Origin of the sequence: Idiomarina loihiensis (genome assembly GCF_024584785.1) — a bacterium.
In the GTDB taxonomy this organism is placed as follows: domain Bacteria; phylum Pseudomonadota; class Gammaproteobacteria; order Enterobacterales; family Alteromonadaceae; genus Pseudidiomarina; species Pseudidiomarina fusca.
This window is the reverse complement of record NZ_CP074112.1, coordinates 2397120-2419302: the sequence shown is the minus strand read 5'-3', so window position 1 is coordinate 2419302 and position 22183 is coordinate 2397120. Positions and strand designations below refer to the sequence as shown.

General features: G+C 48.0%; 24 protein-coding genes. 18 read left to right on the top strand and 6 right to left on the bottom strand.

Annotated features, from left to right (window positions below; translation table 11 throughout):
- Positions 1-5 precede the first annotated feature (5 nt).
- From fliS to KGF88_RS11470, 15 genes are all read left to right on the top strand, one after another.
- The gene (fliS, locus tag KGF88_RS11540) at positions 6-404 is read left to right on the top strand and encodes a flagellar export chaperone FliS (protein WP_194928196.1); all 399 of its coding nucleotides are present in this window, start codon (positions 6-8) and stop codon (positions 402-404) included.
- Between the two features lie 62 nt (positions 405-466).
- The gene (locus tag KGF88_RS11535; protein ID WP_162014506.1) at positions 467-769 is read left to right on the top strand and encodes a flagellar protein FliT; all 303 of its coding nucleotides are present in this window, start codon (positions 467-469) and stop codon (positions 767-769) included.
- Positions 766-1572 carry a flagellar hook-length control protein FliK gene (locus tag KGF88_RS11530; RefSeq protein ID WP_153826529.1) on the top strand — a complete coding sequence of 269 codons (807 nt, stop codon included), beginning with the start codon at positions 766-768 and terminating at the stop codon, positions 1570-1572. The genes KGF88_RS11535 and KGF88_RS11530 overlap by 4 nt, the downstream gene beginning before the upstream one ends.
- Positions 1562-1855, top strand: a complete 294-nt coding sequence (locus KGF88_RS11525; RefSeq protein WP_153826530.1) for an EscU/YscU/HrcU family type III secretion system export apparatus switch protein — start codon at positions 1562-1564, stop codon at positions 1853-1855. Before KGF88_RS11530 ends, KGF88_RS11525 begins: the two co-directional genes overlap by 11 nt.
- A gap of 126 nt (positions 1856-1981) precedes the next feature.
- Positions 1982-2281, top strand: a complete 300-nt coding sequence (locus tag KGF88_RS11520; protein WP_153826531.1) for a flagellar transcriptional regulator FlhD — start codon at positions 1982-1984, stop codon at positions 2279-2281.
- Between the two features lie 9 nt (positions 2282-2290).
- Positions 2291-2836 (top strand): flagellar transcriptional regulator FlhC, encoded by a 546-nt coding sequence (gene flhC, locus KGF88_RS11515; RefSeq protein ID WP_162014507.1) that lies wholly within the window; start codon positions 2291-2293, stop codon positions 2834-2836.
- Positions 2837-2892: 56 nt separating this feature from the next.
- Positions 2893-3759 (top strand): flagellar motor stator protein MotA, encoded by an 867-nt coding sequence (gene motA / locus KGF88_RS11510; protein ID WP_162014508.1) that lies wholly within the window; start codon positions 2893-2895, stop codon positions 3757-3759.
- Entirely contained in the window at positions 3759-4706 is a 948-nt protein-coding gene (gene motB, locus KGF88_RS11505; RefSeq protein ID WP_153826532.1) for a flagellar motor protein MotB, read from the top strand. Before motA ends, motB begins: the two co-directional genes overlap by 1 nt.
- 100 nt (positions 4707-4806) lie before the next feature.
- On the top strand, positions 4807-5949 hold the full coding sequence (gene flhB, locus KGF88_RS11500) for a flagellar biosynthesis protein FlhB (RefSeq protein ID WP_153826533.1): 1143 nt from the start codon (positions 4807-4809) through the stop codon (positions 5947-5949).
- Positions 5946-8027: a flagellar biosynthesis protein FlhA gene (gene flhA, locus KGF88_RS11495; protein ID WP_153826534.1), complete on the top strand. Its 2082-nt coding sequence runs from the start codon at positions 5946-5948 to the stop codon at positions 8025-8027. Before flhB ends, flhA begins: the two co-directional genes overlap by 4 nt.
- Positions 8024-10168, top strand: a complete 2145-nt coding sequence (gene flhF, locus KGF88_RS11490; RefSeq protein ID WP_153826535.1) for a flagellar biosynthesis protein FlhF — start codon at positions 8024-8026, stop codon at positions 10166-10168. Before flhA ends, flhF begins: the two co-directional genes overlap by 4 nt.
- A 9-nt stretch (positions 10169-10177) precedes the next feature.
- The gene (locus KGF88_RS11485) at positions 10178-10678 is read left to right on the top strand and encodes a hypothetical protein (RefSeq protein ID WP_153826536.1); all 501 of its coding nucleotides are present in this window, start codon (positions 10178-10180) and stop codon (positions 10676-10678) included.
- 29 nt (positions 10679-10707) lie between these two features.
- Complete coding sequence (locus KGF88_RS11480; protein ID WP_153826537.1) at positions 10708-11412, top strand: RNA polymerase sigma factor FliA; 705 nt, start codon at positions 10708-10710, stop codon at positions 11410-11412.
- Between the two features lie 63 nt (positions 11413-11475).
- Positions 11476-11973 carry a DUF4199 domain-containing protein gene (locus KGF88_RS11475; protein WP_153826538.1) on the top strand — a complete coding sequence of 166 codons (498 nt, stop codon included), beginning with the start codon at positions 11476-11478 and terminating at the stop codon, positions 11971-11973.
- 123 nt (positions 11974-12096) lie between these two features.
- Positions 12097-12723 (top strand): OmpA family protein, encoded by a 627-nt coding sequence (locus KGF88_RS11470; protein ID WP_110075721.1) that lies wholly within the window; start codon positions 12097-12099, stop codon positions 12721-12723.
- An 85-nt stretch (positions 12724-12808) separates the two neighbouring features.
- Here the strand turns inward: KGF88_RS11470 and KGF88_RS11465 are convergent, their stop codons facing one another.
- On the bottom strand, positions 12809-13957 hold the full coding sequence (locus KGF88_RS11465; protein ID WP_153826539.1) for a dicarboxylate/amino acid:cation symporter: 1149 nt from the start codon (positions 13955-13957) through the stop codon (positions 12809-12811).
- 233 nt (positions 13958-14190) lie between these two features.
- Between KGF88_RS11465 and KGF88_RS11460 the strand changes: the two genes are divergently transcribed.
- Positions 14191-15933: a hypothetical protein gene (locus KGF88_RS11460; protein ID WP_162014509.1), complete on the top strand. Its 1743-nt coding sequence runs from the start codon at positions 14191-14193 to the stop codon at positions 15931-15933.
- Between the two features lie 5 nt (positions 15934-15938).
- On the top strand, positions 15939-16658 hold the full coding sequence (locus KGF88_RS11455) for a flagellin (protein WP_153826541.1): 720 nt from the start codon (positions 15939-15941) through the stop codon (positions 16656-16658).
- Positions 16659-16680: 22 nt separating this feature from the next.
- Here KGF88_RS11455 and mnmE read toward each other — a convergent pair whose 3' ends face one another.
- Genes mnmE through rpmH form a run of 5 tightly spaced genes read right to left on the bottom strand, consistent with a single transcriptional unit; the run spans position 16681 to position 20479 of the window.
- Positions 16681-18054: a tRNA uridine-5-carboxymethylaminomethyl(34) synthesis GTPase MnmE gene (gene mnmE, locus KGF88_RS11450; protein WP_153826542.1), complete on the bottom strand. Its 1374-nt coding sequence runs from the start codon at positions 18052-18054 to the stop codon at positions 16681-16683.
- Between the two features lie 3 nt (positions 18055-18057).
- Positions 18058-19728 carry a membrane protein insertase YidC gene (gene yidC / locus KGF88_RS11445; protein WP_153826543.1) on the bottom strand — a complete coding sequence of 557 codons (1671 nt, stop codon included), beginning with the start codon at positions 19726-19728 and terminating at the stop codon, positions 18058-18060.
- Between the two features lie 2 nt (positions 19729-19730).
- Positions 19731-20015, bottom strand: a complete 285-nt coding sequence (gene yidD, locus KGF88_RS11440; protein WP_110075716.1) for a membrane protein insertion efficiency factor YidD — start codon at positions 20013-20015, stop codon at positions 19731-19733.
- Positions 19952-20344, bottom strand: a complete 393-nt coding sequence (gene rnpA / locus KGF88_RS11435) for a ribonuclease P protein component (RefSeq protein ID WP_110075715.1) — start codon at positions 20342-20344, stop codon at positions 19952-19954. Before rnpA ends, yidD begins: the two co-directional genes overlap by 64 nt.
- Positions 20345-20479 (bottom strand): 50S ribosomal protein L34, encoded by a 135-nt coding sequence (gene rpmH, locus KGF88_RS11430; RefSeq protein WP_110075714.1) that lies wholly within the window; start codon positions 20477-20479, stop codon positions 20345-20347.
- A 300-nt stretch (positions 20480-20779) separates the two neighbouring features.
- On the opposite strand from rpmH, the gene dnaA reads away from it, so the two are divergent.
- Positions 20780-22171 carry a chromosomal replication initiator protein DnaA gene (gene dnaA, locus KGF88_RS11425; RefSeq protein ID WP_257119935.1) on the top strand — a complete coding sequence of 464 codons (1392 nt, stop codon included), beginning with the start codon at positions 20780-20782 and terminating at the stop codon, positions 22169-22171.
- Positions 22172-22183 lie beyond the last annotated feature (12 nt).

The following is a 22183-nucleotide window of genomic DNA, read 5'->3' as shown; positions in this document are numbered from 1 at the left end:
TACCTATGTACGGTATGCGTGGAGCGGCCGCTTACGGTCGAGTAGGAATTGAAAGCCATGTTCTTTCAGCGAGCCCGCACAAACTGATTAGTTTATTATTTGATGGGGCTATTCAAGCCATTAAAGGCGCGAAAGCACACATTGCGCAAAAGAACATAGCTGCTAAAGCTCAGTCAATTAGCAAGGCGTTGGATATTGTGAACCAAGGTTTGTTGGCTGCCGTAGATAAAGAACAAGGTGGTGACTTAGCTGAACGCTTAGAGGCCCTTTATACCTACGTGGCTGAGTTGCTACTGAAAGCTAATTTGCACAATGATGTAGCGAAACTAGACGAAGCTGCAGCGTTGTTGGAGCAAATTGGTGCTGCTTGGAAAGAAATTCAGCCACAGGTTGAAGGAGCATGATCGCAGTGTCAGCATCTGAGCGAGTTGCCCGCACCTATGCTCTCTCTGCGACGGAGGTTATTATGTCGTATTACACTTTACTCGAGCACTCAAACCAGATGTTAGCTAGTGTGCGTAACGAAGACTGGGATAGCTTAATTAAAGCTGAGCTACAATACGTTGAAGAAGTGGAACGGTTGAGCGTTGCTGAAGCAGAAGTTGAGTTGAGTGACCAGCAAAAGCTCGATAAATTGCAGTTGCTAAGCACTATCATGGATCAAGACCGCGAGATTCGCGAACGCTTGGTTGCACGGCGAACCATGCTTGAGCAAACCTTGCGCAGTATGAATAAAAAACAAAAACTAGAGCATAGTTATCGCAATTGAGCAGCATCACACCTCTTCTCGATACGTTAGTCCACCAGGTTGCCAAGCAGCGCAGCCCGGTGGCAGCTCTGCCCAGACATCCTTTACCAGTTGCCCCCATTCAAGCCGCCGCAACCACCACTGAATTTAGCCAAGCGGGTCAGCAAGTAGCGCGCTTATTACAGCTAATAGACAGCTGGCAGCAGCAACTCCCACCACGTGGTTCGCAATCAGCCTTTATCCAAACTGCGGGGCAATTATTCCCAGCTCAAGCGACTAACTTGAATGTCGCTGCATTAGTTAGCAAATTACAGACATTAGTGAAAGATTCTGGCGTATTCTACGAGACGTTATTAGCCCGCTGGGCTGCACAAAAAGCGCCAATAAACTTGCTGCAACAACAGCCGCAAAATCGCACTCCCAGTACTATTCAATCTATTTTAGGGCAGCAAATCGACCTACTTAATAGCGGCATGTTGCGTATTGAAACCGAGTTATGGCCTCAAGCCACGCTGCAATGGTTGGTGCAACCCGAGGTTAATCCTCTAGTGCAACGTTGGCGTGATGAGCAACGGCGACAACAGGGAGATGAGCCCGAAGCCGCAGCTTGGACTAGTGAGATAAAATTGAGTTTACCAGTGCTTGGAGTATTGCGAGCCAAACTTAGGCTAGGTGATCAACATCTCACGATGCAGGTACAATGCACAGATTCTCAAGTGCAGCTGGTACGGTCTCAGGTAGATATGTTAGCCCAACGCTTAAGGCAAATGACAGGATTGCAGGTCGATCCCATTGCTGTAGGGGTGCTAGCCAATGAATCATGATAAACCAAACAAGAAAGCAGTAGCGCTAAGATATCAAGAATTTGAACCTGCGCCCAAGGTGATTGCTAAGGGGCAGGGGCTAGTGGCGGAAGAGATGATCGCACTGGCAAATGAGCATGGGGTGTTTGTGCATGATTCGCCGGAGTTGGTGGATTTGTTGTCGCAACTGGAACTCGATACCTATGTACCCCAAACGATGTGGGTCATTGTGGCTGAGTTGTTAATATGGGCGAAAGGTTTAGAGATTGATGCTCAAAACAGCTCAAAAAACGAACCAAAATAACAACGTGGCAACATGTGGCTATGAGTGCTTAACCGTTTTAATTATGCCGAAATCTTGACTTGCACTGTTAATATTTGTTAAAGATCCCATTAATTGTATGGATTAATGGATCTGGGACTGTAGTACATGTCTGAAAATAGAATTATCGCTGAGCTACAAGAACTTAATTTAAGTTACTTGATGCTGGTGCAAAAGTTAATTGCAGAAGATCGCGATACTGCTATGTTTCGTCTTAAAATTGACGAGGATCTTGCTGATCTTATTGAAGGCTTGTCGGCCAAAGAACTCACCTTGCTTGCACGCCAGCCACACAGTCTACTTAAACCAAGTTTGGGTCCAGTAGAACAGTTACAAGCGGTGCTTGGTAATAAACGCGACACCGGCATGCAACAAACTCATTTAGCGATGTTGATGGCATCGGTATAAGGATAGCTTGTGAGCTCTACCAAGTTACTTGATGAACTGAACCAAGTGCAACTCGCCATCGAGTTGATAGAGCTGGGTGCCAGATTGCAAGTGCTTGAATCAGAAGTTAGTCTTAACCGTGGTCGCTTGGTTCGCTTGTATAAAGAAGTCGCAGGTAAATCACCAGCAAAAGGTATGTTGCCCTTTTCTACGGACTGGTTTATGACGTGGCAACCGAACGTACATGCATCTTTTTTCTACAACATTTACCTGCGTTTGCGCGAGCAACAAAAATTAGAGCGGATGCAAGCTTTTATCAAGGCCTACAAGCTCTATCAAGAACATATTCGGTTATGCAATGAAGAAGATGTGTTGGCGCTCACCCGCGCTTGGACACTCATTCGGTTTTTTGAAAGCGACATGTTTCAGTTGTCTAGCTGCAACTGTTGTGGGCTAAAATTCGTTAATCATGCTCATACCCCAGATAAAGACTACGTATGTGGTGTTTGCGCACCCCCCTCCCGAGCCGGTAAACCGTTGAAAAATAAATCTCCAAAAGCAACAAAACCTGCTTAAGTTTCGCCTGTTGTGGCCGATAAAATTCTTATAGTAAAAAAGAGAAGGATTAGGCCGTGCTCGTTCCTCTAGGGTTTATCATTGTTATTGCTTCGGTATTTGGTGGTTATGCCTTGGCTGGTGGTTCGTTAGGGCCTTTGTTCCAGCCGTTGGAGTTTGTCATCATTGGTGGTGCTGGGCTTGGAGCCTTTATTGCGGCAAATAATGGCAAGGCTATAAAAGCTACCTTAAAGATGGCTAAGCGAGTTAAGCCCTCGACCAAATACACCAACGAAACCTACCTTGAATTACTGGCAGTGATTTATAAATTACTCAATAAAATGCGCCGAGACGGGATGTTGGCGGTAGAGCGCGATATTGAAAATCCTACCGAAAGTGCCATTTTCAGCGAACATCCTGATGTGCTAGAAGATGAGATGATGCTGAACTTCATCTCAGATTATCTACGCCTCATGATTAGTGGCAACATGAACCCACAAGAACTAGATGAGTTGATGCTGCACGAGATAGAAACCTTTGAAGCCGAAGGAGAAATCCCAGCGGATGCCTTGAGCAAAGTAGGTGACGCCATGCCGGCTTTTGGTATCGTTGCAGCTGTGCTCGGGGTAGTGCGGGCATTAAGTACTGCCGATGTACCGCCGGATGTTATGGGTAACATGATTGCTCATGCATTGGTCGGAACTTTCCTCGGTATTTTATTGGGTTACGGCTTTATCAATCCGCTTGCCAGTCGCGTTGAACGGCAAGTGCAAGAAATGTCGAAAACCCTCCAGGTGATTCGAGTGACTCTCCTTGCCAGTATGCATGGCTATGCACCGCAATTGGCGGTTGAATTTGGCCGTAAGGCGTTGTTCTCGGAAGAGCGTCCTAGCTTCAACGAGCTTGAAGACTATGTACGTGGAGCAAAATCGGACGCTTCGTGATGAATGACCAGCAACAACGACCGATTATTATTCGGCGCAAGAAAATCATAAAGAAACACCACGGCGGCAGTTGGAAGATTGCGCTGGCGGACTTTATGACGGCGTTGATGGCGTTGTTTTTGGTGATGTGGATTTTGTCGATGTCGTCGGAAAAGCAGAAGCAAAGTATTTCTGAGTATTTTCGCACACCCTTGTTAGTAGCTATGGCTGGTGGTGACCGAGCGTCGGCCAGTACCAGTGCTATCAAAGGAGGTGGTGATGACCCCTCTCATAGCGCTGGCGAGCAGGCTCGTATCGATCTGCGTCGTGAGACGCGGCCAGCCTTTACGCGCCGACAATTCAATAACTTACGGCAACGGGTAGAGGCTGAGATAGATCGCGACCCCGTTCTGCGTGCACTCAAAGCACAGTTACGTTTTGACGTGACTCGCGAAGGCTTACGCATCATGATGTTAGACACCGAGACCAAACCCATGTTTGAGATCGGTAGTGACACGATAGCACCCTACATGCAGCGCCTATTAGAGACGTTAGCCCCCTTATTAAATGAGTTACCCAATGAAATAACCATTGCTGGCCATACCGATAGCTTACCTTATGCCGGTGGTGAGCGAGGTTACAGTAATTGGGAATTGTCAGCCGATCGCGCCAACGAGTCGCGCAAAGCTTTGCTGCAAGGCGGGTTTAACTCGGACCAGTTGTTACTGGTGATGGGAGCGGCGGACCGGATTCCCTTAGACGGTACCGACCCGGCTGATCCGCGTAATAGACGCATTACTATAGTGGTGCATACGCCAGAATCGGCAGCTTTTATTAAGCGCCAAGGATTTTTCCCTCAAGATCAGCAAGCTGAACCAGCTCCCATTGCTGACCCTGAAGCTATAGACCCGTCAGTGGTCGACCCTCGTGTTAGCGATCCACCAAGCACCAAACAGTCCTCGAAATAAAGGGTTCTAACCCCGTTATTCAGTCCTTCAAACCGCCTCAACTGCGGCATACTAGAGCGCAATATCCCTAACTCTAAGTTTTTATTGCGTAGCAGCAGCGATGGCAGAAGAACAAACCAGCGATCAGGAAAAAACAGAAGACCCCACGGCCAGGCGAATTGAAAAATCGCGGGAAGAAGGTCAGGTTGCACGATCGCGTGATTTAACGACATTTGTCATACTGTTTGGCGGCGTTGGCGTACTTTGGGCCGTAAGCGAAACCCTTTATCAAAACTTGGGTAGGGTGATGGAGCAAGCTTTTCTGTTTGAACGCCTACAAGTGTCTGAAGCCGGGCCTATGCTGCAAAATGTTCTAGAGTTGGGCCAATCAGCACTGCTGGCGCTGTTGCCTTTGTTTGCCGTGATGCTGCTGTTGGCCTTGATTGCTCCGGCGCTATTAGGTGGTTGGGTGGTGTCGGCTAAATCTTTGCAGCCGAAATTTGAAAAGCTTAACCCACTAAAAGGACTTAAGCGCACGTTCTCGAGCCAGGCGTTGGCAGAATTAGGTAAAGCTTTGGCGAAGTCGATCTTGGTGGGCGGCGTATTGATGCTGTTTTTATGGCAACACCGCGATACTTTTTTGGCGCTGATGTCACTAAACGTTAAGAGTGCTTTGTTTGAGGCCATGAAACTTGCTGCGCTCGCCTGCCTCTTGATGATTCTAACTCTAATAGTGGTGGTGCTGTTTGACGTGCCCTATCAATTATTCACCCATACAAAAAAATTGCGGATGAGCAAAGAAGAAGTAAAACGAGAAAACAAGGAAACAGAGGGTGACCCGCACGTTAAAGGTAAGATTAGACAGCAGCAACAAGCTATGGCCCGGCGCCGAATGATGAGTGAGGTGCCAAAAGCCGACGTGATTATTACTAACCCAACTCACTATGCCGTGGCTTTGTCGTATCAAGATGGTGCCATGGGTGCCCCCAGAGTGATTGCGAAAGGGACAGATTTGGTGGCTCAGCGTATTCGAGAGTTAGGTGATGAACACCAGATCCCCCGCTTAGAGGCTGCACCCTTGGCGCGAGCATTGTATACTCACGTTGATTTAGGGCATGAGATCCCTGCCGCTCTCTATACCGCTGTGGCCGAGGTTTTAGCTTGGGCGTTCCAGTTAAAACGCGCAGAGCAAGGCACCGTCGCTGTGCCGCCAACGCCTGAAAACATTGTTGTTCCTGCAGATTATGAGGTACCCGCATCATGAAATTAAGCTATCAAGCCCTCGCGGGTAGCTTGACCACTGCACGGCTGCAAGTGCTGGTAGGCCCGGTTCTAATTTTGATGATTTTGGCGATGATGGTATTGCCATTGCCGCCCTTTGCCTTGGACTTTTTGTTTACCTTTAACATTGCGCTCAGCTTGATGGTGTTATTGGTGAGTATGTTCACCGAAAAGCCTCTTGAATTTGCTGCATTTCCTGCTGTATTGCTGTTTACCACGCTATTGCGTCTGAGCTTGAACGTGGCCTCAACCCGAGTGGTGTTGATGGAGGGGCATAACGGAGGTGACGCGGCAGGCAAGGTGATTGAAGCCTTTGGTGAATTCTTGGTAGGCGGTAATTTTGCGGTTGGCCTAGTGGTCTTTGCCATTTTGGTCATTATTAACTTTATGGTGATTACCAAGGGTGCCGGACGTATTGCTGAAGTTGGAGCTAGGTTCACGTTAGACGCTATGCCCGGCAAGCAAATGGCGATTGACGCCGATCTTAACGCCGGCCTGATTGGTGAAGAAGAAGCTCGTCGACGCCGCCAAGAAGTTGCTCAAGAGGCCGAGTTTTACGGGTCGATGGACGGTGCCAGTAAGTTTGTTCGTGGTGATGCTGTAGCCGGTATTGTGATCATGGTAGTGAACATTATCGGCGGCTTATTAATTGGGGTTATGCAGCACAATATGAGTGCCGGTGACGCAGCCCATACTTATGTGTTGCTGACCATCGGAGACGGCTTGGTGGCACAGATTCCTGCGCTGATTATCTCAACCGCAGCCGGGGTAACTGTATCTAGGGTCAACACCGAGCAAGATGTTGGCCAGCAGCTTATAAAGCAACTCTTTGTCAGCCCTAAGGTGTTGTATTTGGCGGCCGGGGTGATTGGTTTGCTTGGTTTAGTGCCAGGCATGCCAAACTTTATCTTCTTGTTGTTCACCGCCATGTTGGGCGGATTTGCTTGGTATTTACAGCAAAAGCAGCAGCAACAGCAAGCCGCAGCCAGCGCCACCGAAGCAGCTCCTGCACCCACCTTCAGTAGCCCTGAAGCTAGTTGGCAAGATGTGCAGTTAGTGGATACTTTGGGCATGGAAGTTGGCCATCGATTGATAGCACTGGTGGATGATAATCAGCAAGGTGAACTGCTAGGACGAATAAAAAGTGTGCGTAAGAAGTTTGCCCAAGAAGTGGGCTTTCTACCACCTGTGGTTCATATTCGCGATAATTTAGAGCTCAAACCAAACACCTATACCATTACCCTGAAAGGCGGTGAGATTGGTCGTGCGGAGATTTACCCGGATCGTTGGCTGGCGATTAATCCGGGCCAAGTAACTGGCGCGATAGAAGGGATAGAAACCACTGACCCTGCGTTTGGTTTGCCGGCCCATTGGATTCAAGCGGATCAACGTGAGCATGCACAAATCTTTGGCTACACGGTGGTTGATGCAAGTACCGTAGTGGCAACTCATTTAAACCATCTGTTACAGCGCTATTCGGCAGATTTACTCGGTCGCCAAGAGGTGCAGCAGTTGGTAGATAAACTGGGCGAAGAGAATAAGGCGTTAGTTGACGACGTTATTCCTAAGTGCGTGACCGTAACGACCCTACAGCGGGTGCTGCAATACTTGCTAGAAGAAGACGTATCTATCCGCGATTTACGCTCGATCTTTGATACACTGGCAGAGTTTGAAGGACAACAGTCTGATGTGCATGAATTAACGGCCCGAGTGCGTATAGCTTTAGGGCGAAATATCACGCAAAAATGGTTTGGCGGTGAGCGTAATCTGCAAGTAATGGGCTTAGACATGCAGCTAGAAACCATGTTAAGCCAAGCTTTGCAGCAAAATAGCTCAATTGAACCTAGCTTAGCGATGACGTTACAACAACAAACCGAGCAGGCCATGCACAAAGCTGAGGCTATGGGTCTACCACCGGTATTAGTGGTAGCACCTAATTTACGGCCACTGTTGTCTCACTTTTTGCGCCGTCAGCTACGTGATTTGGTAGTATTATCGCAGGCTGAAATTCCAGACGATCGTAGTATACAAGTAGTGACCGTAATCGGAGAAAGGGCATGAGTATTCGGCGCTTTTTAGCGGCCAGCCATAAAGATGCAATGCGACAAGTACGTGATGCGTTGGGCGATGATGCGGTGATTGTGTTATCCCGCAAAACGGCACAAGGGGCAGAGATTTTTGCCATTGCTGAAGCAGAACTGTTGCAGTTAAGTGACACTACAGCTCCGTCAACGAACGGGCATCAGGCCACCTCGGGTGTTATTGCCGGTAGCGACTTTTCACAAGTGGCACAGCAGCTGTTAAGCGACGTGCAGGACATGCGGGCGATGTTGCACCAACAGCAAGGGCTAAAAGTACCCGACGACAATAAACGTAAGCTGTATCGCAAGATGCGAGCGGGCGGCTATAGCGATGAGCTAGCCCGCCAATTAGTAGCATTGCTACCGGTGCATTTAAATCATTCCGCCAAGCAGTTAACCGCAGCACAAGAATGGCTTGAGCAGCAATTAGGTGCACGCATAAGCCATCATGCTGGAACTTGGGACTTACTTGAGCACCAAGGGGTGCTTGCGTTAGTAGGCCCGACCGGGGTGGGAAAAACCACCACCACAGCTAAGTTGGCAGCTCACTACGTGATGCGCCATGGCCACGATAGCCTGTTGTTAGTAACAACGGATAGTTATCGGATTGGGGCTCAACAACAACTGGCTATTTATGCTGAGCTCCTTAATGTAGAGATGCATGCCTTGGCCGAAGGCGACACCATGAACAGCTTGCAGGAAAAAATGCAGGGCAAGCGTTTGGTGTTAGTGGATACGGTCGGCATGAGTCAAAGAGACCAGCGTTTAGCCCAGAAAATCGCGGCTCTAGGTGCTGATGATTACAAAGATTCTACGCGCGTGGTATTGCTGTTAAATGCCGCGTCGCAACCTGAAACCCTAGCCGAAGTAGCTTCTATTTATCAGCGTTTAGGTACCGAAAGTGGATTACCAGTAAGAGACTGTGTGCTTACCAAACTAGACGAGTCAGCGCTACTTGGTGGCGTGTTAGATACGGTTATTCGGCATAAGCTGACCATTCAATCGTGTTCGGTCGGGCAACGCGTGCCAGAAGATATTCAGGCACCAGATATTGCCGCGCTGATCAGTCAGAGTTTAGCGAACGAGGTGAATGAATCAGTGCTGGCCCAAGCCGAGTGGGAGCAACCTTTGGCTACCGGTTTGGCGGCTAACCAAGTGATCAGTCAAGGCTCGGTGATTCAGTCGAGTATTCAAGCGCTACGAGCACAACTGGCAGGGTTTACCGAATTTGAGCAAGCTTGGCGCACCCAGCAATGGCCCAGTCCTCTACAAGCTATGGCCTTTACGGAAAACGCTAGCACTGCTGCAGCGGCTCCTCCGCTGTTGCGTTGGGCGGCACCACAACCCTTGCAAGGTTGGCAGCATCGCACGCCCCATTTGGCCCTAAACGCCGACGGTGCGCCACAATTACCGGCGGTATTGCAGCAAGCTGATGAGTTGCAACCGGACTATCAGTTGGCACCGGTGCAGTTATTTGATTATTTACCCGCGACCACCCTGTTAGAGATATTTATCGAACATGGAACCGGTTGGTTGGTGAGTTTAAATCTAAACCACAAATTAAGCTTTCAAGGGGCTGAGCTTGCAGCCGTTGATTTGGTTAAGAAGCATGCTATTCCGCTAACCAAACAGAACCTCCTGTATCGTGGCGAAATGCGCCGGTTAGAGTTGCGCATTGCTGCCGCAGACAGTCATCAAGCAGATGCTCCTTATCAGGTAGTTTATGGTGAATTACATGGCGGCAGTGGTAAAAACCCCGTGCAGCGTCGTTATTGGATGCTTGATAGCAGATGTAGTGCGGAGCAACTCGTAGTTCGGGTTAAAGCAATGCTGCAAAGCGAAGAGTACAGCCGTTTGACCAGGTTGGCATGGCACGAGTTGAAGACTACCATGCGTGAGGCCGGGCAACCATTGCAGTTACTGTTGGCTGGAACTCTGGCCGCCGCCGCTTTGCAGTTAGAGTACAGTCAGCACCCTGAAGCGGCCCATTTACGCGGTGAGTTACTTAGCTTAACCGGTAAGCGAGGACGCGTGCAGGGGGATAAATTAGTGCCTGGTATGTTGCGAGTTCTACAGGCTCACCAAGCGTTGGTGGCAGCAGGGCGACAAGCAGGAGCATAACGCAGTAGTATGAGTGATCAAGCAGCAAGTTTGCGCCAGTGGGCTGCGCAGCGGCAAGACCAATCGCAAGACCAGCAGCAAGCGGTGAGTGAACAGGTGAGTCCATCGAATGAGTCACAATTCAACGGGCAGCAAGTGGTGGTGCTCGGCTTGCCTAGTTTGCATGAGCAACATGCCTTAGCGGCATTAGAGGTATTTCAACGCTGGGCTGCGGCTGGTAAAAAATGGGTGGGTGATGCAAGCCAATGGCGGGTGATACCAGTTGCATCAGATTATCCTGAGATGACTAGGTTGGTGGGTACTTACCAACGCTGGGCGCTCTGGGTCAATGATGATTTGGATAGTTTCGCACGGGCATATCGAGCCTTGAAAGCCATGCACCAGGCGGGTGCACCGAAGCAAATTCTTGCATTACACCAAGCAAGCTTGGCGCGGCGAGGTTTACTGGCTAACTTACAAGATGTCGCCAAACGCTACTTTAATATTGAATTATTAGTCTTGTCGTCTTAATTTGGTGCAATAAAACAGGACCCTAACGCATGTATACGGCTGCAGGAAAAATCAACAAACAGAGCTTGATAGAGCAATACTATCCGCTGGTGCGCAAACAAGCCTTTAGCTTGAAGGTGCGGTTGCCGGCGAGTATCGATGTGGACGATCTTATCCAAGCTGGCGTTGAAGGCCTGTTAAGTTGTGTCGAGCGTTTTGATGCTGAGGCAGGTGTGGCGTTTTCAACCTATGCCCATCAACGTATTCGTGGCGCCATGATTGATGAGCTGCGGAGTCGCGATTGGTTGCCGCGCAGTGTGCGCCGCAGCGGACGCGAACTTGAACAGACGATACGCAAGCTAGAACAGCAGTTGGGTCGCAGCCCCGAAGAGCGCGAAATTGCAGCAGCCTTAGATATGTCTTTGAGCGATTATCAACAGCTGTTATTGGATACCAATAACGGGCTTATCATGTCTTACGACGATATGTTGGAGGATAGCTCTCACACCGAGTCTGCGGAAAATCCAGCCAGCCAGCCCGAGAATCTCTTTGGTGATGCCGAACTCAAAGGACTCTTGCTGCAGGCTATAGAAGCCTTACCCGAGCGTGAGCAGTTGGTGATGACGCTTTACTACCAAGAAGAACTAAATCTTAAAGAAATTGGTGCGGTGCTTGATGTCACCGAATCTCGAGTGAGTCAATTGCATAGCCAAGCGATTAAACGTATTCGCGCGCGAATTGGGCAATATAACTAGTTTCTGCTATACCTCTTGAAGTTGTTATCGCAATAAGAACTATAATAAAACAAGGACAACCCTATGAATGCTATCAAACTAGAATTGCGCTGGGCCGTTATCTTTACTCTAGCGATGTGGGTGTGGATGCTGATCGAGCGATTGTTCGGATTGCATAGCACACGTATAGAAGAACATGCGATTTATACTAATGTGTTCGCGATTGTAGCAATAACCATCTATGTGCTGGCGCTACGGGATAAGCGAGATCGTGTTTTTGGAGGCTTGATTAGTTGGGGGCAAGCATTTAAATGCGGCCTATTAATCAGTGTTTTTGTCGCCTTATTAACGCCACTATCGCAATGGGTTATCCATACCCTGATTAGTCCGCATTTCTTCACTAATATGGCAGACTATGCGGTGCAGAACGGACTCATGGAGGCCACGGCTGCGGCCCAATATTTCTCATTGCAAAGCTACATGTTGCAAGCCGTGCTTGGGGCCTTTGTGATGGGGGTTCTCACCTCGTTGGTGGTGGCATTTTTTGTTCGTAGAACGCCGCAATCCCCAGCTACTAAGTAAGCTTGGTTGAGGGTAAAGAACACGCAAAGAAAGCTTTATTGTCAGGATGCATGTGCTACTTTCATTGTAAAGAAAGCTAGTAAGCTATGTTTGGTTTTGAATCAGCATTAAAAGGAACCTTGTATGAAAAAGCTTATGTTAGTGGTAGCCATGTCGTCCCTAGTGGCTACCGGTTGTGCCAATATGACCAACGCGCAAAAAGGCGCAGCAATCGGCGCTGTAGCAGGTGCCGTATTAGGTAAAGGCACGGGCGACCATGATAAAAGTCGGTATGCATGGGGTGCTGTCGTAGGCGCTATCGCCGGTGGCGCGATAGGTAACTATATGGACCAGCAAGAAGAGGAGTTTCGCCAAGAGCTAGCAGGTAGCGGTGTTGAAGTTATCCGTGATGGTGACAATATTCGCCTACAATTACCTAGCGCCATAACCTTTGCTACCGATAGCACGGTGGTCAGCGAAGGTTTTTATCCGGTTCTTAATGATGTTGCTAAGGTGTTGAATAAATACAACAAAACCACCATGATTGTGGAAGGTCACACGGATAGCACCGGGGCTGCCGAATATAATCAAACCCTCAGTGTGAACCGTGCAAATGCTGTACGTAATCATTTAGTAGGCCAAGCAGTGGATAGTCGCCGAGTTACGACAGTTGGGTATGGTGAAACCATGCCAGTTGCAGATAACAATACTCAGTCTGGGCGGCAGTTAAACCGTCGCGTCGAGTTACGAATAGTGCCAAATCAAGCTTAGCGCTTAAGCGCATTGGCAACGCTAGTTATTAACCATCAAAAAACCCGCCTTATAAAGGCGGGTTTTTATTTATAAAACCAATTAATTATGCTTGCTGCCGTGACGAATCGACTAGCAGCGCAATCGCACCATCGCCAGTAACATTACAGGCAGTGCCGAAGCTATCTTGGGCCATATAAAGGGCAATCATAAGTGCAATGGCGGTCTCGCCAAAACCCAGCATAGATCCCAGCAAACCAACCGCCGACATCACGGCACCTCCTGGTACTCCTGGCGCAGCCAACATCACCACGCCTAGCATCAAAATGAATGGCAGTATGGTAAGAAATGACGGAATAGCGAGTGCGCTATGTAAATACATTACCGCAAGAGTACAGCTAACAATGGTGATTGTTGAACCTGCCAAATGCACCGTCGCGCACAAAGGCACGGCGAAGTTGGCCACGTCATCATTAACCTTATTGTTTTTCACGCTCTGCAAGGTGACCGGAATAGTCGCAGCGCTAGACATGGTACCAAGCGCAGTAAAGTAGGCTGGCAACATGTTTTTGATAAGCGCAAAAGGATTACGCCCTGATTTCAGCGCGGCAAGGGTATAAATCGCGGTGATATAAACCCAGTGCAGTGCAACTGCTAGCAGCAAGATGATACCAAAGGTTTTGAGAGTGGCGAAAACAGTGCCGGCAGCGGCCATTTCTGCGAATACGCCAGCAATATAGATCGGCAATAAAGGAATGATCACCTTGCCTAATAGTAACTCGATGATGTCACGACCCTGGTCACTTATTTGCTTTAAGTTTTCAGCCTTGGTGCTTGCAATCCCTAACCCAAATATAAAAGCCAGGACCAATGCTGTCATAACCCCAAATACGGGGGGCATATCTAAGGTAAGAAATGGTTCCAGCGCGTTAGCGTCTGTTTGTTTAGCACTCTTAGCGGCAGTCGTTAAGAAAGGCACCACAATACTGGCCACAAAATAGGCGACAATACCGGCGATGATTGTGGATAAATAGGCGATACCAAGGGTGCGTCCGAGTAGTTTTCCAGAATTTTTTGGTAATCCAGCGATACCGCTTGTGATAAAAAACAGGATGAGCAGCGGAATGGTAAAAAATAACAGCTGACCAAAAATTGCTTTGAAGGTTAGTAGCAGCTGTGTCATCCAATCGGGGGTGTAGAGGCCAATAAGTGTACCTGCAACAATCCCTAGGATGAGTTTGATTATAAGACCCATGATGTTCTCTCGTTATTATAAAAATGTGTCGTGATGACTTATTTATGCCGTTGCATTATCGCAAATAAAGTCACTAAGGGGGAAAAGTTTTAGTTCAGCAGCTAGGGCCTTGCGATTGATGTCGCGTCATGAACTGGCGCATAGAGATTAAAGAATGTCGCCGGCTATCCGATAACTTCTGTATAGCATCATTGAGTTCCTACTTTTACCTATGGAATATGGCAAGGACAGGTATGTCGATAATTAATACCAATATTCTTTCGCAGAAAGGTCAAGTCCATTTATGGCAAGCGAAATCAACGGTGGCAGTCGCTCTTGAACGACTGTCGTCGGGGCTAAGAATTAACCATACCAAAGATGATGCTGCCGGTGCTGCGATAGCTAATCGCTTTAGTAGTCAAACGCGCGGTTTACAGCAAGCGTCTCGTAATGCTCAAGATGCCATTTCGTTGAGTCAAACAGCCCATGGTGTGCTTGATAGTATCAATGAGCGCCTGCAACGAGTTCGTGAGCTCAGTGTGCAAGGTTTAAGTGATAACTTAAATAAACAAGACAAAGATACGGTTCAGGCAGAAATTAATCAGCATTTAAAAGAAATCGACCGCCTCGCCGAAAAGACCAACTTCAACGGATTAAAGCTCCTTAACGGCGGTGCAAACAGAATCAGCATGCAAGTGGGGGCTAACGACCAACAAACGCTGCAGCTTGATCTGACCGGCCCAGGGTTCTCTACTGATGCGCTAGGCTTGGCCGGATTTAACATCGCTGGTCCACCAACAACCATTACTGAGCGCAATCAGTTAACCGGTGTAGCTCAGCACATTGGCTTGTATGATGCAGCTACAACGCTGAGCGCAGATGGGGTGAATCTGCCGCTGTTCTACAATCCAAGTGTGGGCTATTACGCTAGTGACGGTGCTGAGGGGGTTGTCCGGTTAAATGTTGCGGCGACCCATACTACCGCCACGGATACTAGCTCGGTGACCATCACGCCAGCTTATGACTTATTTAACCCTTCGCTGAATGCAGGAAGTAACGATTTGCCAGCGCTTAACCCTAATGAGCGTCTGCTAGAAGCGGATGGCACCTTTTACATTGAGTCTCGCAACGCCGATGATAGTTTGAGTTACCGTGAGGCCAATACCTTGCTGCAATACGAAGAAGACTGGGCGACGGGGTATGACATCGATGGTAATCCCTACACCTATAAAGTGTATCCGGCACAAAGCAGTTATGCTCCATCGAATCCGGAAATGGGGAGCTACACGGCGGTTGAAAATGACTTTACTATTGCTGGTATCGATTACAACCTAGCTGCAGCCGCAAACGTTAGTTTTGTGAGCGATAGTGGTAACTCGTTACCCTCTGCGGCATTAGTGCAAGCAGATAGCACCAGCGAGTTCTATATTCAAAGTGGTAGCGGGAGTGACATGCGTTATCAACGCGTAGCCGCTATTGAACAAACCGATCGTTTGCGCCTGGATGCAGTAGCAAGCGCCACCACCCTGACTGGGTCGGAGACCTTTGTTGCAGTGAGTGATAGCTTTAATTTTGCTGGTAATGACTACGCCTTAACCGCGGTTGATGAAGTGATCATCAATTATCCTGGGGCTGTTCTTGTAGAAGACACAGCTAGCGGCGATTTGTATCTGCAAGCAGCAGATAATAGCTATTACGCGTTGAGTAATATAAGTGAAGAGTACGACTTAGCGTTGACGGCGGCTAGCCAAAGCTTTACTGGTGTTGATTTGGCCAGCGCAGCGAGCGTTTCAAGCTGGGCGACACCCGCTACGGATTTTACTGCATTTGCGAACGTAGAATTTAGTGGTGCAGACTTTTCCGGATTATCAAACCTCACTCTCGTGCAACGAAATGATGGGTTGGGGCAATGGGTGATTCGTGGCGAGCAAGCCGATGGTAGCAGGCCTACTTTAACGCGAATGTTGACCTCGAGTTTGATGGGCAACAGCAACTGAGCGCAGTGCGAGCGGATGCAACCCAAACTACTCCTCTGGTTTTAGGTACAACAGCTCAGCAGCAGGACCGTGTATCTGGTTATTCTGAAATCCTTATCGATACCCGCAATGTAAGCGTGAATTATACCGATCTTGAAGGACAAACCTATACGGATGTGTTGCGGCAAAGTGACGATGGTAATTACTTTTTTCAACTACCGAGTTCAAGTACTGACTTTAGCGGCTATAAAACAGCGACTTTGGTCGACTTAGATAGTACCGGAGAGGTTGTAATACGGACTAAAAATGGTGGCAGTGAGGTGGTTTTTTACTATCCAAGTAATGTCTCAGCGGGTGTTAATTATAGTGTTACAGCCATCACCGATGCCGATGGCTTTGTCGATGATGGGGTGGCGCATACTCAATTGAATATTCGCGAAATGGGTGAAGACTTCCGTTTGCGTCAGCCACCCAACCCATTAGCAGCTTTGGATAGAGCTATTGGTATGGTTGATGCCAAACGCAGTTACTTGGGGGCGATGGAAAACCGGTTGAGTGCAGCTATTGATCATAATGCAGGGATGGTAACCAATCTAAGTGCTGCCAAAAGTAGGATTATGGATGCAAATTATGCGTTGGAAACTTCTCGATTAGCCAAAGCACAGATAATCAACCAAGCCGCACAAAGCGTATTAGCCCAAGCCAACGCTGTTCCTGAAACGGTTTTGGCCTTGTTGAATAGCTAAGTACTGGCGGTAGATGGTCGTTTTATTTCCCGATACAGAAACTACTAAAAATTTTGCCTAGTAGGTCATCAGAGGTGAATTCGCCAGTGATTTCATTCAGATGCTGCTGGGTTAGACGTAACTCTTCAGCGAGCAACTCGCCCGCTAAATTTAGTTCTAACTGTTCTTGCCCTATCAGCAGGTGGTCACGGGCGCGTTCTAAGGCGTCTAAATGGCGTCTTCGAGCCATAAAACTACCTTCACTGGTAGCTTGATAGCCCACACAGTGTTTAAGGTGCTGACGCAGCAATTCAACGCCATGCCCAGTTTTAGCCGAAAGATGGAGCACTGGAATACCACCAATATCCTCTAAAGCTACCGGTTCTTGGTTGAGGTCTACTTTGTTGCGAATTACTGTGTAAGGTAAGTCGTCAGGTAATTGAGCGAAAAACTCCGGCCAAATGTCAGCAGGATGTACAGCGTTTGTTTCGGTAGCATCAACCATAAACAGGACGCGGTCAGCGCCGCGTATTTCGTCCCAGGCTCGGGCAATGCCAATTTGCTCAACTTCATCAGGGCTTTCGCGTAAGCCAGCGGTGTCGATGATATGAAGTGGCATGCCGTCAATTTGAATATGTTCGCGTAAAACGTCGCGGGTGGTGCCAGCGATGGCTGTCACTATGGCAGATTCACGCCCCGCCAAAGCATTCAAGAGCGACGATTTGCCGGCGTTGGGGCGACCTGCAATCACCACCTTCATGCCTTCGCGTAACAAAGAGCCTTGCTTGGCTTGCACCATCACTTGTTGGAGCCGGTCAATGATGGCTTCTAAATCGCCAGAAACTTTGCCGTCGCTTAAAAAATCAATTTCTTCTTCAGGAAAATCAATGGCAGCTTCGACGTACATACGCAAGTGAATAACTTGGTCAACGAGCTGATCAATTTCATGCGAGAAACCGCCCTGTAAGCTCTGTAAAGCCGCTTTGGCAGCTTGTTCTGAGGTGGTATCAATCAAATCAGCAATAGCTTCGGCTTGAGTTAAATCTAACTTATCGTTTAGGAACGCGCGCTCGCTGAATTCGCCGGGGCGAGCGGGGCGAACATCTGGAAAGTCTAGAATGGCCTTAATGATCATGTCGATCAGGATCGGACCGCCATGGCCTTGCAACTCCAGCACATCTTCGCCGGTAAAAGAATGAGGACCTTGAAAGAATAGGGCAATCCCCTCATCAAGGAGATTGCCGGATAAATCTTTAAATGGCAGGTATTCAGCTTTACGTGCTACCGGGCAGTGACCCAGGAGACGTTCAGCCACCACACGTGCAGCGGGTCCGCTCACGCGAACGATACCAACACCGCCACGCCCTGGGGGCGTGGCCTGAGCAACAATGGTGTCGTTAGCCAAATGAAAGCTCATGAATTATTTCTTCTTCTTACGTTCCATCATGCCTTTCTTCTCAAGGCCGCGGTAAATCCACTGCATCTGACCAATAGTGATCAAGTTGCTGCTTAACCAGTACAGAACTAAGCCTGATGGGAACCACAGGAAGAAGACAGTGAAAATCAATGGCATAAACTGCAGTAGTTTTTGCTGCATCGGATCCGTAGCAGGGGTTGGTTGTAACCGCTGCATAAAGAACATAGATGCACCCATCAAAATCGGTAGAATAAAGAACGGGTCTTTTGCAGAAAGATCTGAAATCCACAGGAACAACGGTGCATGGCGTAATTCAACGCTTTCCAACAGAACCCAATACAAGGCTAAGAAGATTGGGAGTTGCAGTAACATCGGCAAACAACCACCGAGAGGATTTACTTTCTCTTCTTTGTACATCTTCATCATGGCTTGCGACATTTTTTGACGGTCGTCGCCGTAGCGCTCACGTAATGCCTGCATTTTGGGCTGAATCATGCGCATTTTAGCCATAGACACGTATTGTGCTTTGGTTAGCGGATAGAGCACCAGCTTAATCACCACGGTGACGGCGATGATAGACAAGCCCCAGTTAATCAAGAAGCTTTGCAAGAACTGCAGTAACTTAAAGATGGGCTGAGCTAGCCACCATAAGAAGCCATAATCTACGGTGAGGTTAAGGTCTTCTGCAACCAACTCCATAGCGTCTTGGTCTTTAGGACCCATAAACAAAGTTGATTTGATTTCGGCAGTGGCACCTGGAGCAACCACCGTGGTTGGGTACATCATGCCCATGATGGCCTGGTCACCACCAATAACTCGAGAAAACAATGTTTTGGTGCCTTCAGCACGAGGAATCCAAGCAGACACAAAATAATGCTCTAACATCGCAATCCAACCTTTTTCGGTTGAGCGATTCAAGCGTTGGTCACGCATATCATCAAAGGCATATTTTTCGTAGCGATCTTCATCCCAAGAGTAAGCACCACCGCGATAGGTTGGCATCATCATATTGCCAGAACCTTCAGTGATCACCTGCTTGAGCTGAGCATAATACTGCATTTGCTTGTGCTCGGTGCCAGCGTTACGGATGCTGTAAATCACGTCAACGGCATACGAACCAGCGGTAAAGACGAAGGTTTTAGTTAAGCTTGAGCCATCTTCTAGGGTTAAATGAAGAGGAACCCGTAACTCATCGCCTTGCATTTCAAAAGAGGTCTGTTCCACGTGGAACGTCGGGCGGCCAGCGGCGGAGTCGGTGCCATCAGTACCCACTAAACCAGATTGAGCAATATAGAGGTTATTGGCTTCTGCGTGGAGCAACTCAAAACGTTCGGTAGAGTCTTGGGTACGAGCAAACTTCAAGAGTTGTGCGTTGACCACATCACCACCTAGGGTATCGATGCGAATATCAAGAACATCTGTTGTTACGGTCACCCACTGGCTGCGTTGTGCGTTTGCAGTAGCTGGCATATCTGCGTTAGTCGCATTAGGTACACTGCTGCTAGTTACGCCTGTGTCAGTACGGGCTTCTGGAATTCCAGAATCTAGTGATTGAGTTTGTTCAGTACCGGCAATTTTCTCAGTGCCGGGAGCGGTATCAATCAGCCAATTTTGGTAGAGAAAAAAACTCACAACCAAAAAAGCAATAAACAAGATAGAACGTGGCGAATTCATAATTAGTGCTTCGTCTCTGTTTTACTTTGATGTTCTTGGTCCGGTACAGGTTCAGTTCCTGGCACCGGGTCGAATCCACCGGGATGGCCCGGATGGCATTTTATAATGCGTTTACTGGCAAGCCAGAAGCCACGCATCATACCATGGTTTTGGATAGCTTCTATGGCGTACTGTGAACAGGTTGGGGTAAATCGACATCTGGGGCCGATTAACGGACTAATTATCAGCTGGTAGAGTCTGATAAAGCCGATAGGTATTGCTCGCAACGCTTGCTTAAAGTTCGCCATAAATAATCCAGACGTTGTTGTAGGTCTTCGCTTGAAAGGTCTACGACACCGTTTTTCGCTATAACGATAATATCGAATGCCGGTATTTTATGCTGTTTTAGCCGAAAATTCTCGCGAATCTTGCGTTTAATGCGATTTCGATCAACTGCACGCTTTGCTTTTTTCTTGGAGATAGTAACGCCAAGGCGTGGATGATCAGAATAATTGGGAACAGCGAGCACGGTAAGCTCAGCCGTAACGGCTTTCACCGGAGGGGAGTTAAATACAGTTTGGAAGTGCGCGGGAGTTAGTAGTCGTAACTCCCGCCCGTAATGATAGTTCTGCTTCAATTAAGCAGTCAGAACTTTACGGCCTTTGGCACGACGGCGAGCCAAAACTTGGCGGCCATTTTTCGTTGCCATACGAGCACGGAAACCGTGAGTGCGCTTGCGCTTCAATACGCTTGGTTGAAATGTTCTTTTCATGACGTTAATTCCGTATTCGAGTTACCTAAAAATTTAGAGCGCGAATTCTAACGGTTAAAAGGATCAAAGTCAACGTAAAAAGCTATCCACAAACCTGAGTTGAGAATGATTCTGATTGTGGATAAAGATGCGACAAGTGCCTAGTTATTTTACCGCAAACGCTAGCGATCTGCGGGGCTTTTCAGTACAATCAAATTCATTATTCGGTGACTGAACAACCAATAAATACAGAGGATCGAGATGATCCGTGGGCAGTCAAATCTAGACCATAACTATAAAAGCAAAATAATGGAGTCAGGTGTGAATAAATCGCTTTGGCAACAATGTGCGGAACGATTACAAAGCGAATTAACAGCGCAGCACTTCAATACCTGGATCCGTCCCCTTCAGGCAGAAATAGCAGATGACACCTTAACCTTGTATGCACCTAATATGTATGTGGTGGATTGGGTTAAAGATAAGTATCTAAACCTCATCAATGATTACCTAGGCGAGTTAGCAGCAGAGCAAGAGGGCAAGGCACCACACGTTGCTTTTACGGTAGGCAGTATTCAGCAAGCGGCGGCTCCGTCAGCAGCCCCGGTAGCACCCACCCCGCAAGCTGCTCCAGCTCGCAAGCCTGCGATGCGGCATACACCATGGACCACTGAAAGTACGCCAGCGCCTGCATTTGAGTGCAATATTGTGCCGGAGTATACCTTTGATAATTTCGTTGAAGGTAAATCAAACCAATTAGCTCTAGCTGCAGCACAACAAGTTGCCGAAAATCCCGGTGGTGTTTACAACCCGCTATTTATTTATGGCGGTACGGGTTTAGGTAAAACTCACTTATTGCATGCGGTGGGTAACGGCATCATGGCGCATAAGAAAGACGCTAAGGTGTTTTATATGCGGGCTGAGCGATTTGTGCAGGATATGGTTAATGCGATTCGAAACAGCACCATCGATGAATTTAAACGTTATTATCGCTCCGTTGATGCATTGATGATTGATGACATTCACTTCTTTGCCAACAAGAAAGGGTCTCAAGAGGAATTCTTTCATACTTTCAATGCGTTACTTGAAGGTAATCAGCAAATCATCATGACCAGCGATCTTTACCCGAAAGAAATTGAAGGGGTAGAAGACCGATTGCGCTCACGTTTTGGGTGGGGCCTAACGATAGCGATTGAGCCGCCGGAATTAGAAACGCGGGTGGCGATTCTTATCCGTAAAGCACAAGAACGAGGCATTACCTTACCTCATGAAGTTGCATTTTTTATCGCTAAACGTTTACGTTCAAACGTGCGGGAATTAGAAGGAGCACTCAACCGGTTAGCGGCTAACGTGAATTTAACGGGCCGTCAGATAACCATAGATTTTGTTCGTGAGGCCTTACGCGACTTGATTGCGGCGCAAGAAAAGTTGGTAACCATAGATAATATCCAGAAAACTGTGGCAGAGTATTATCACGTCAAAATTGCGGATTTGCTCTCGAAGCGACGTAGCCGTTCAGTAACGCGGCCACGGCAGATGGCCATGGCGCTGGCGAAAGAATTAACCAACCATAGTTTGCCAGAAATTGGCGATGCCTTTGGTGGGCGAGATCACACAACAGTTTTACACGCGTGTCGAAAAATTAAATCACTAAAAGACACGCAGAATGATATAAAAGAAGACTACAGAAACTTAATCCGTACGTTGTCGGCATAATTGGTACCGCAG

Bases quoted from the DNA above. Each gene is read 5' to 3' on its own strand.
- yidD (WP_110075716.1), bottom strand. From the start codon at position 20,015: ATGGCGAACTTTAAGCAAGCGTTGCGAGCAATACCTATCGGCTTTATC.
- KGF88_RS11480 (WP_153826537.1), top strand. From the start codon at position 10,708: ATGTATACGGCTGCAGGAAAAATCAACAAACAGAGCTTGATAGAGCAA.
- rpmH (WP_110075714.1), bottom strand. From the start codon at position 20,479: ATGAAAAGAACATTTCAACCAAGCGTATTGAAGCGCAAGCGCACTCAC.
- KGF88_RS11535 (WP_162014506.1), top strand. From the start codon at position 467: ATGTCGTATTACACTTTACTCGAGCACTCAAACCAGATGTTAGCTAGT.
- fliS (WP_194928196.1), top strand. From the start codon at position 6: ATGTACGGTATGCGTGGAGCGGCCGCTTACGGTCGAGTAGGAATTGAA.
- motB (WP_153826532.1), top strand. From the start codon at position 3,759: ATGAATGACCAGCAACAACGACCGATTATTATTCGGCGCAAGAAAATC.
- yidC (WP_153826543.1), bottom strand. From the start codon at position 19,728: ATGAATTCGCCACGTTCTATCTTGTTTATTGCTTTTTTGGTTGTGAGT.
- KGF88_RS11485 (WP_153826536.1), top strand. From the start codon at position 10,178: ATGAGTGATCAAGCAGCAAGTTTGCGCCAGTGGGCTGCGCAGCGGCAA.
- flhA (WP_153826534.1), top strand. From the start codon at position 5,946: ATGAAATTAAGCTATCAAGCCCTCGCGGGTAGCTTGACCACTGCACGG.
- KGF88_RS11475 (WP_153826538.1), top strand. From the start codon at position 11,476: ATGAATGCTATCAAACTAGAATTGCGCTGGGCCGTTATCTTTACTCTA.
- KGF88_RS11470 (WP_110075721.1), top strand. From the start codon at position 12,097: ATGAAAAAGCTTATGTTAGTGGTAGCCATGTCGTCCCTAGTGGCTACC.
- KGF88_RS11465 (WP_153826539.1), bottom strand. From the start codon at position 13,957: ATGGGTCTTATAATCAAACTCATCCTAGGGATTGTTGCAGGTACACTT.
- KGF88_RS11520 (WP_153826531.1), top strand. From the start codon at position 1,982: ATGTCTGAAAATAGAATTATCGCTGAGCTACAAGAACTTAATTTAAGT.
- KGF88_RS11525 (WP_153826530.1), top strand. From the start codon at position 1,562: ATGAATCATGATAAACCAAACAAGAAAGCAGTAGCGCTAAGATATCAA.
- mnmE (WP_153826542.1), bottom strand. From the start codon at position 18,054: ATGAGCTTTCATTTGGCTAACGACACCATTGTTGCTCAGGCCACGCCC.
- flhB (WP_153826533.1), top strand. From the start codon at position 4,807: ATGGCAGAAGAACAAACCAGCGATCAGGAAAAAACAGAAGACCCCACG.
- KGF88_RS11460 (WP_162014509.1), top strand. From the start codon at position 14,191: ATGTCGATAATTAATACCAATATTCTTTCGCAGAAAGGTCAAGTCCAT.
- flhF (WP_153826535.1), top strand. From the start codon at position 8,024: ATGAGTATTCGGCGCTTTTTAGCGGCCAGCCATAAAGATGCAATGCGA.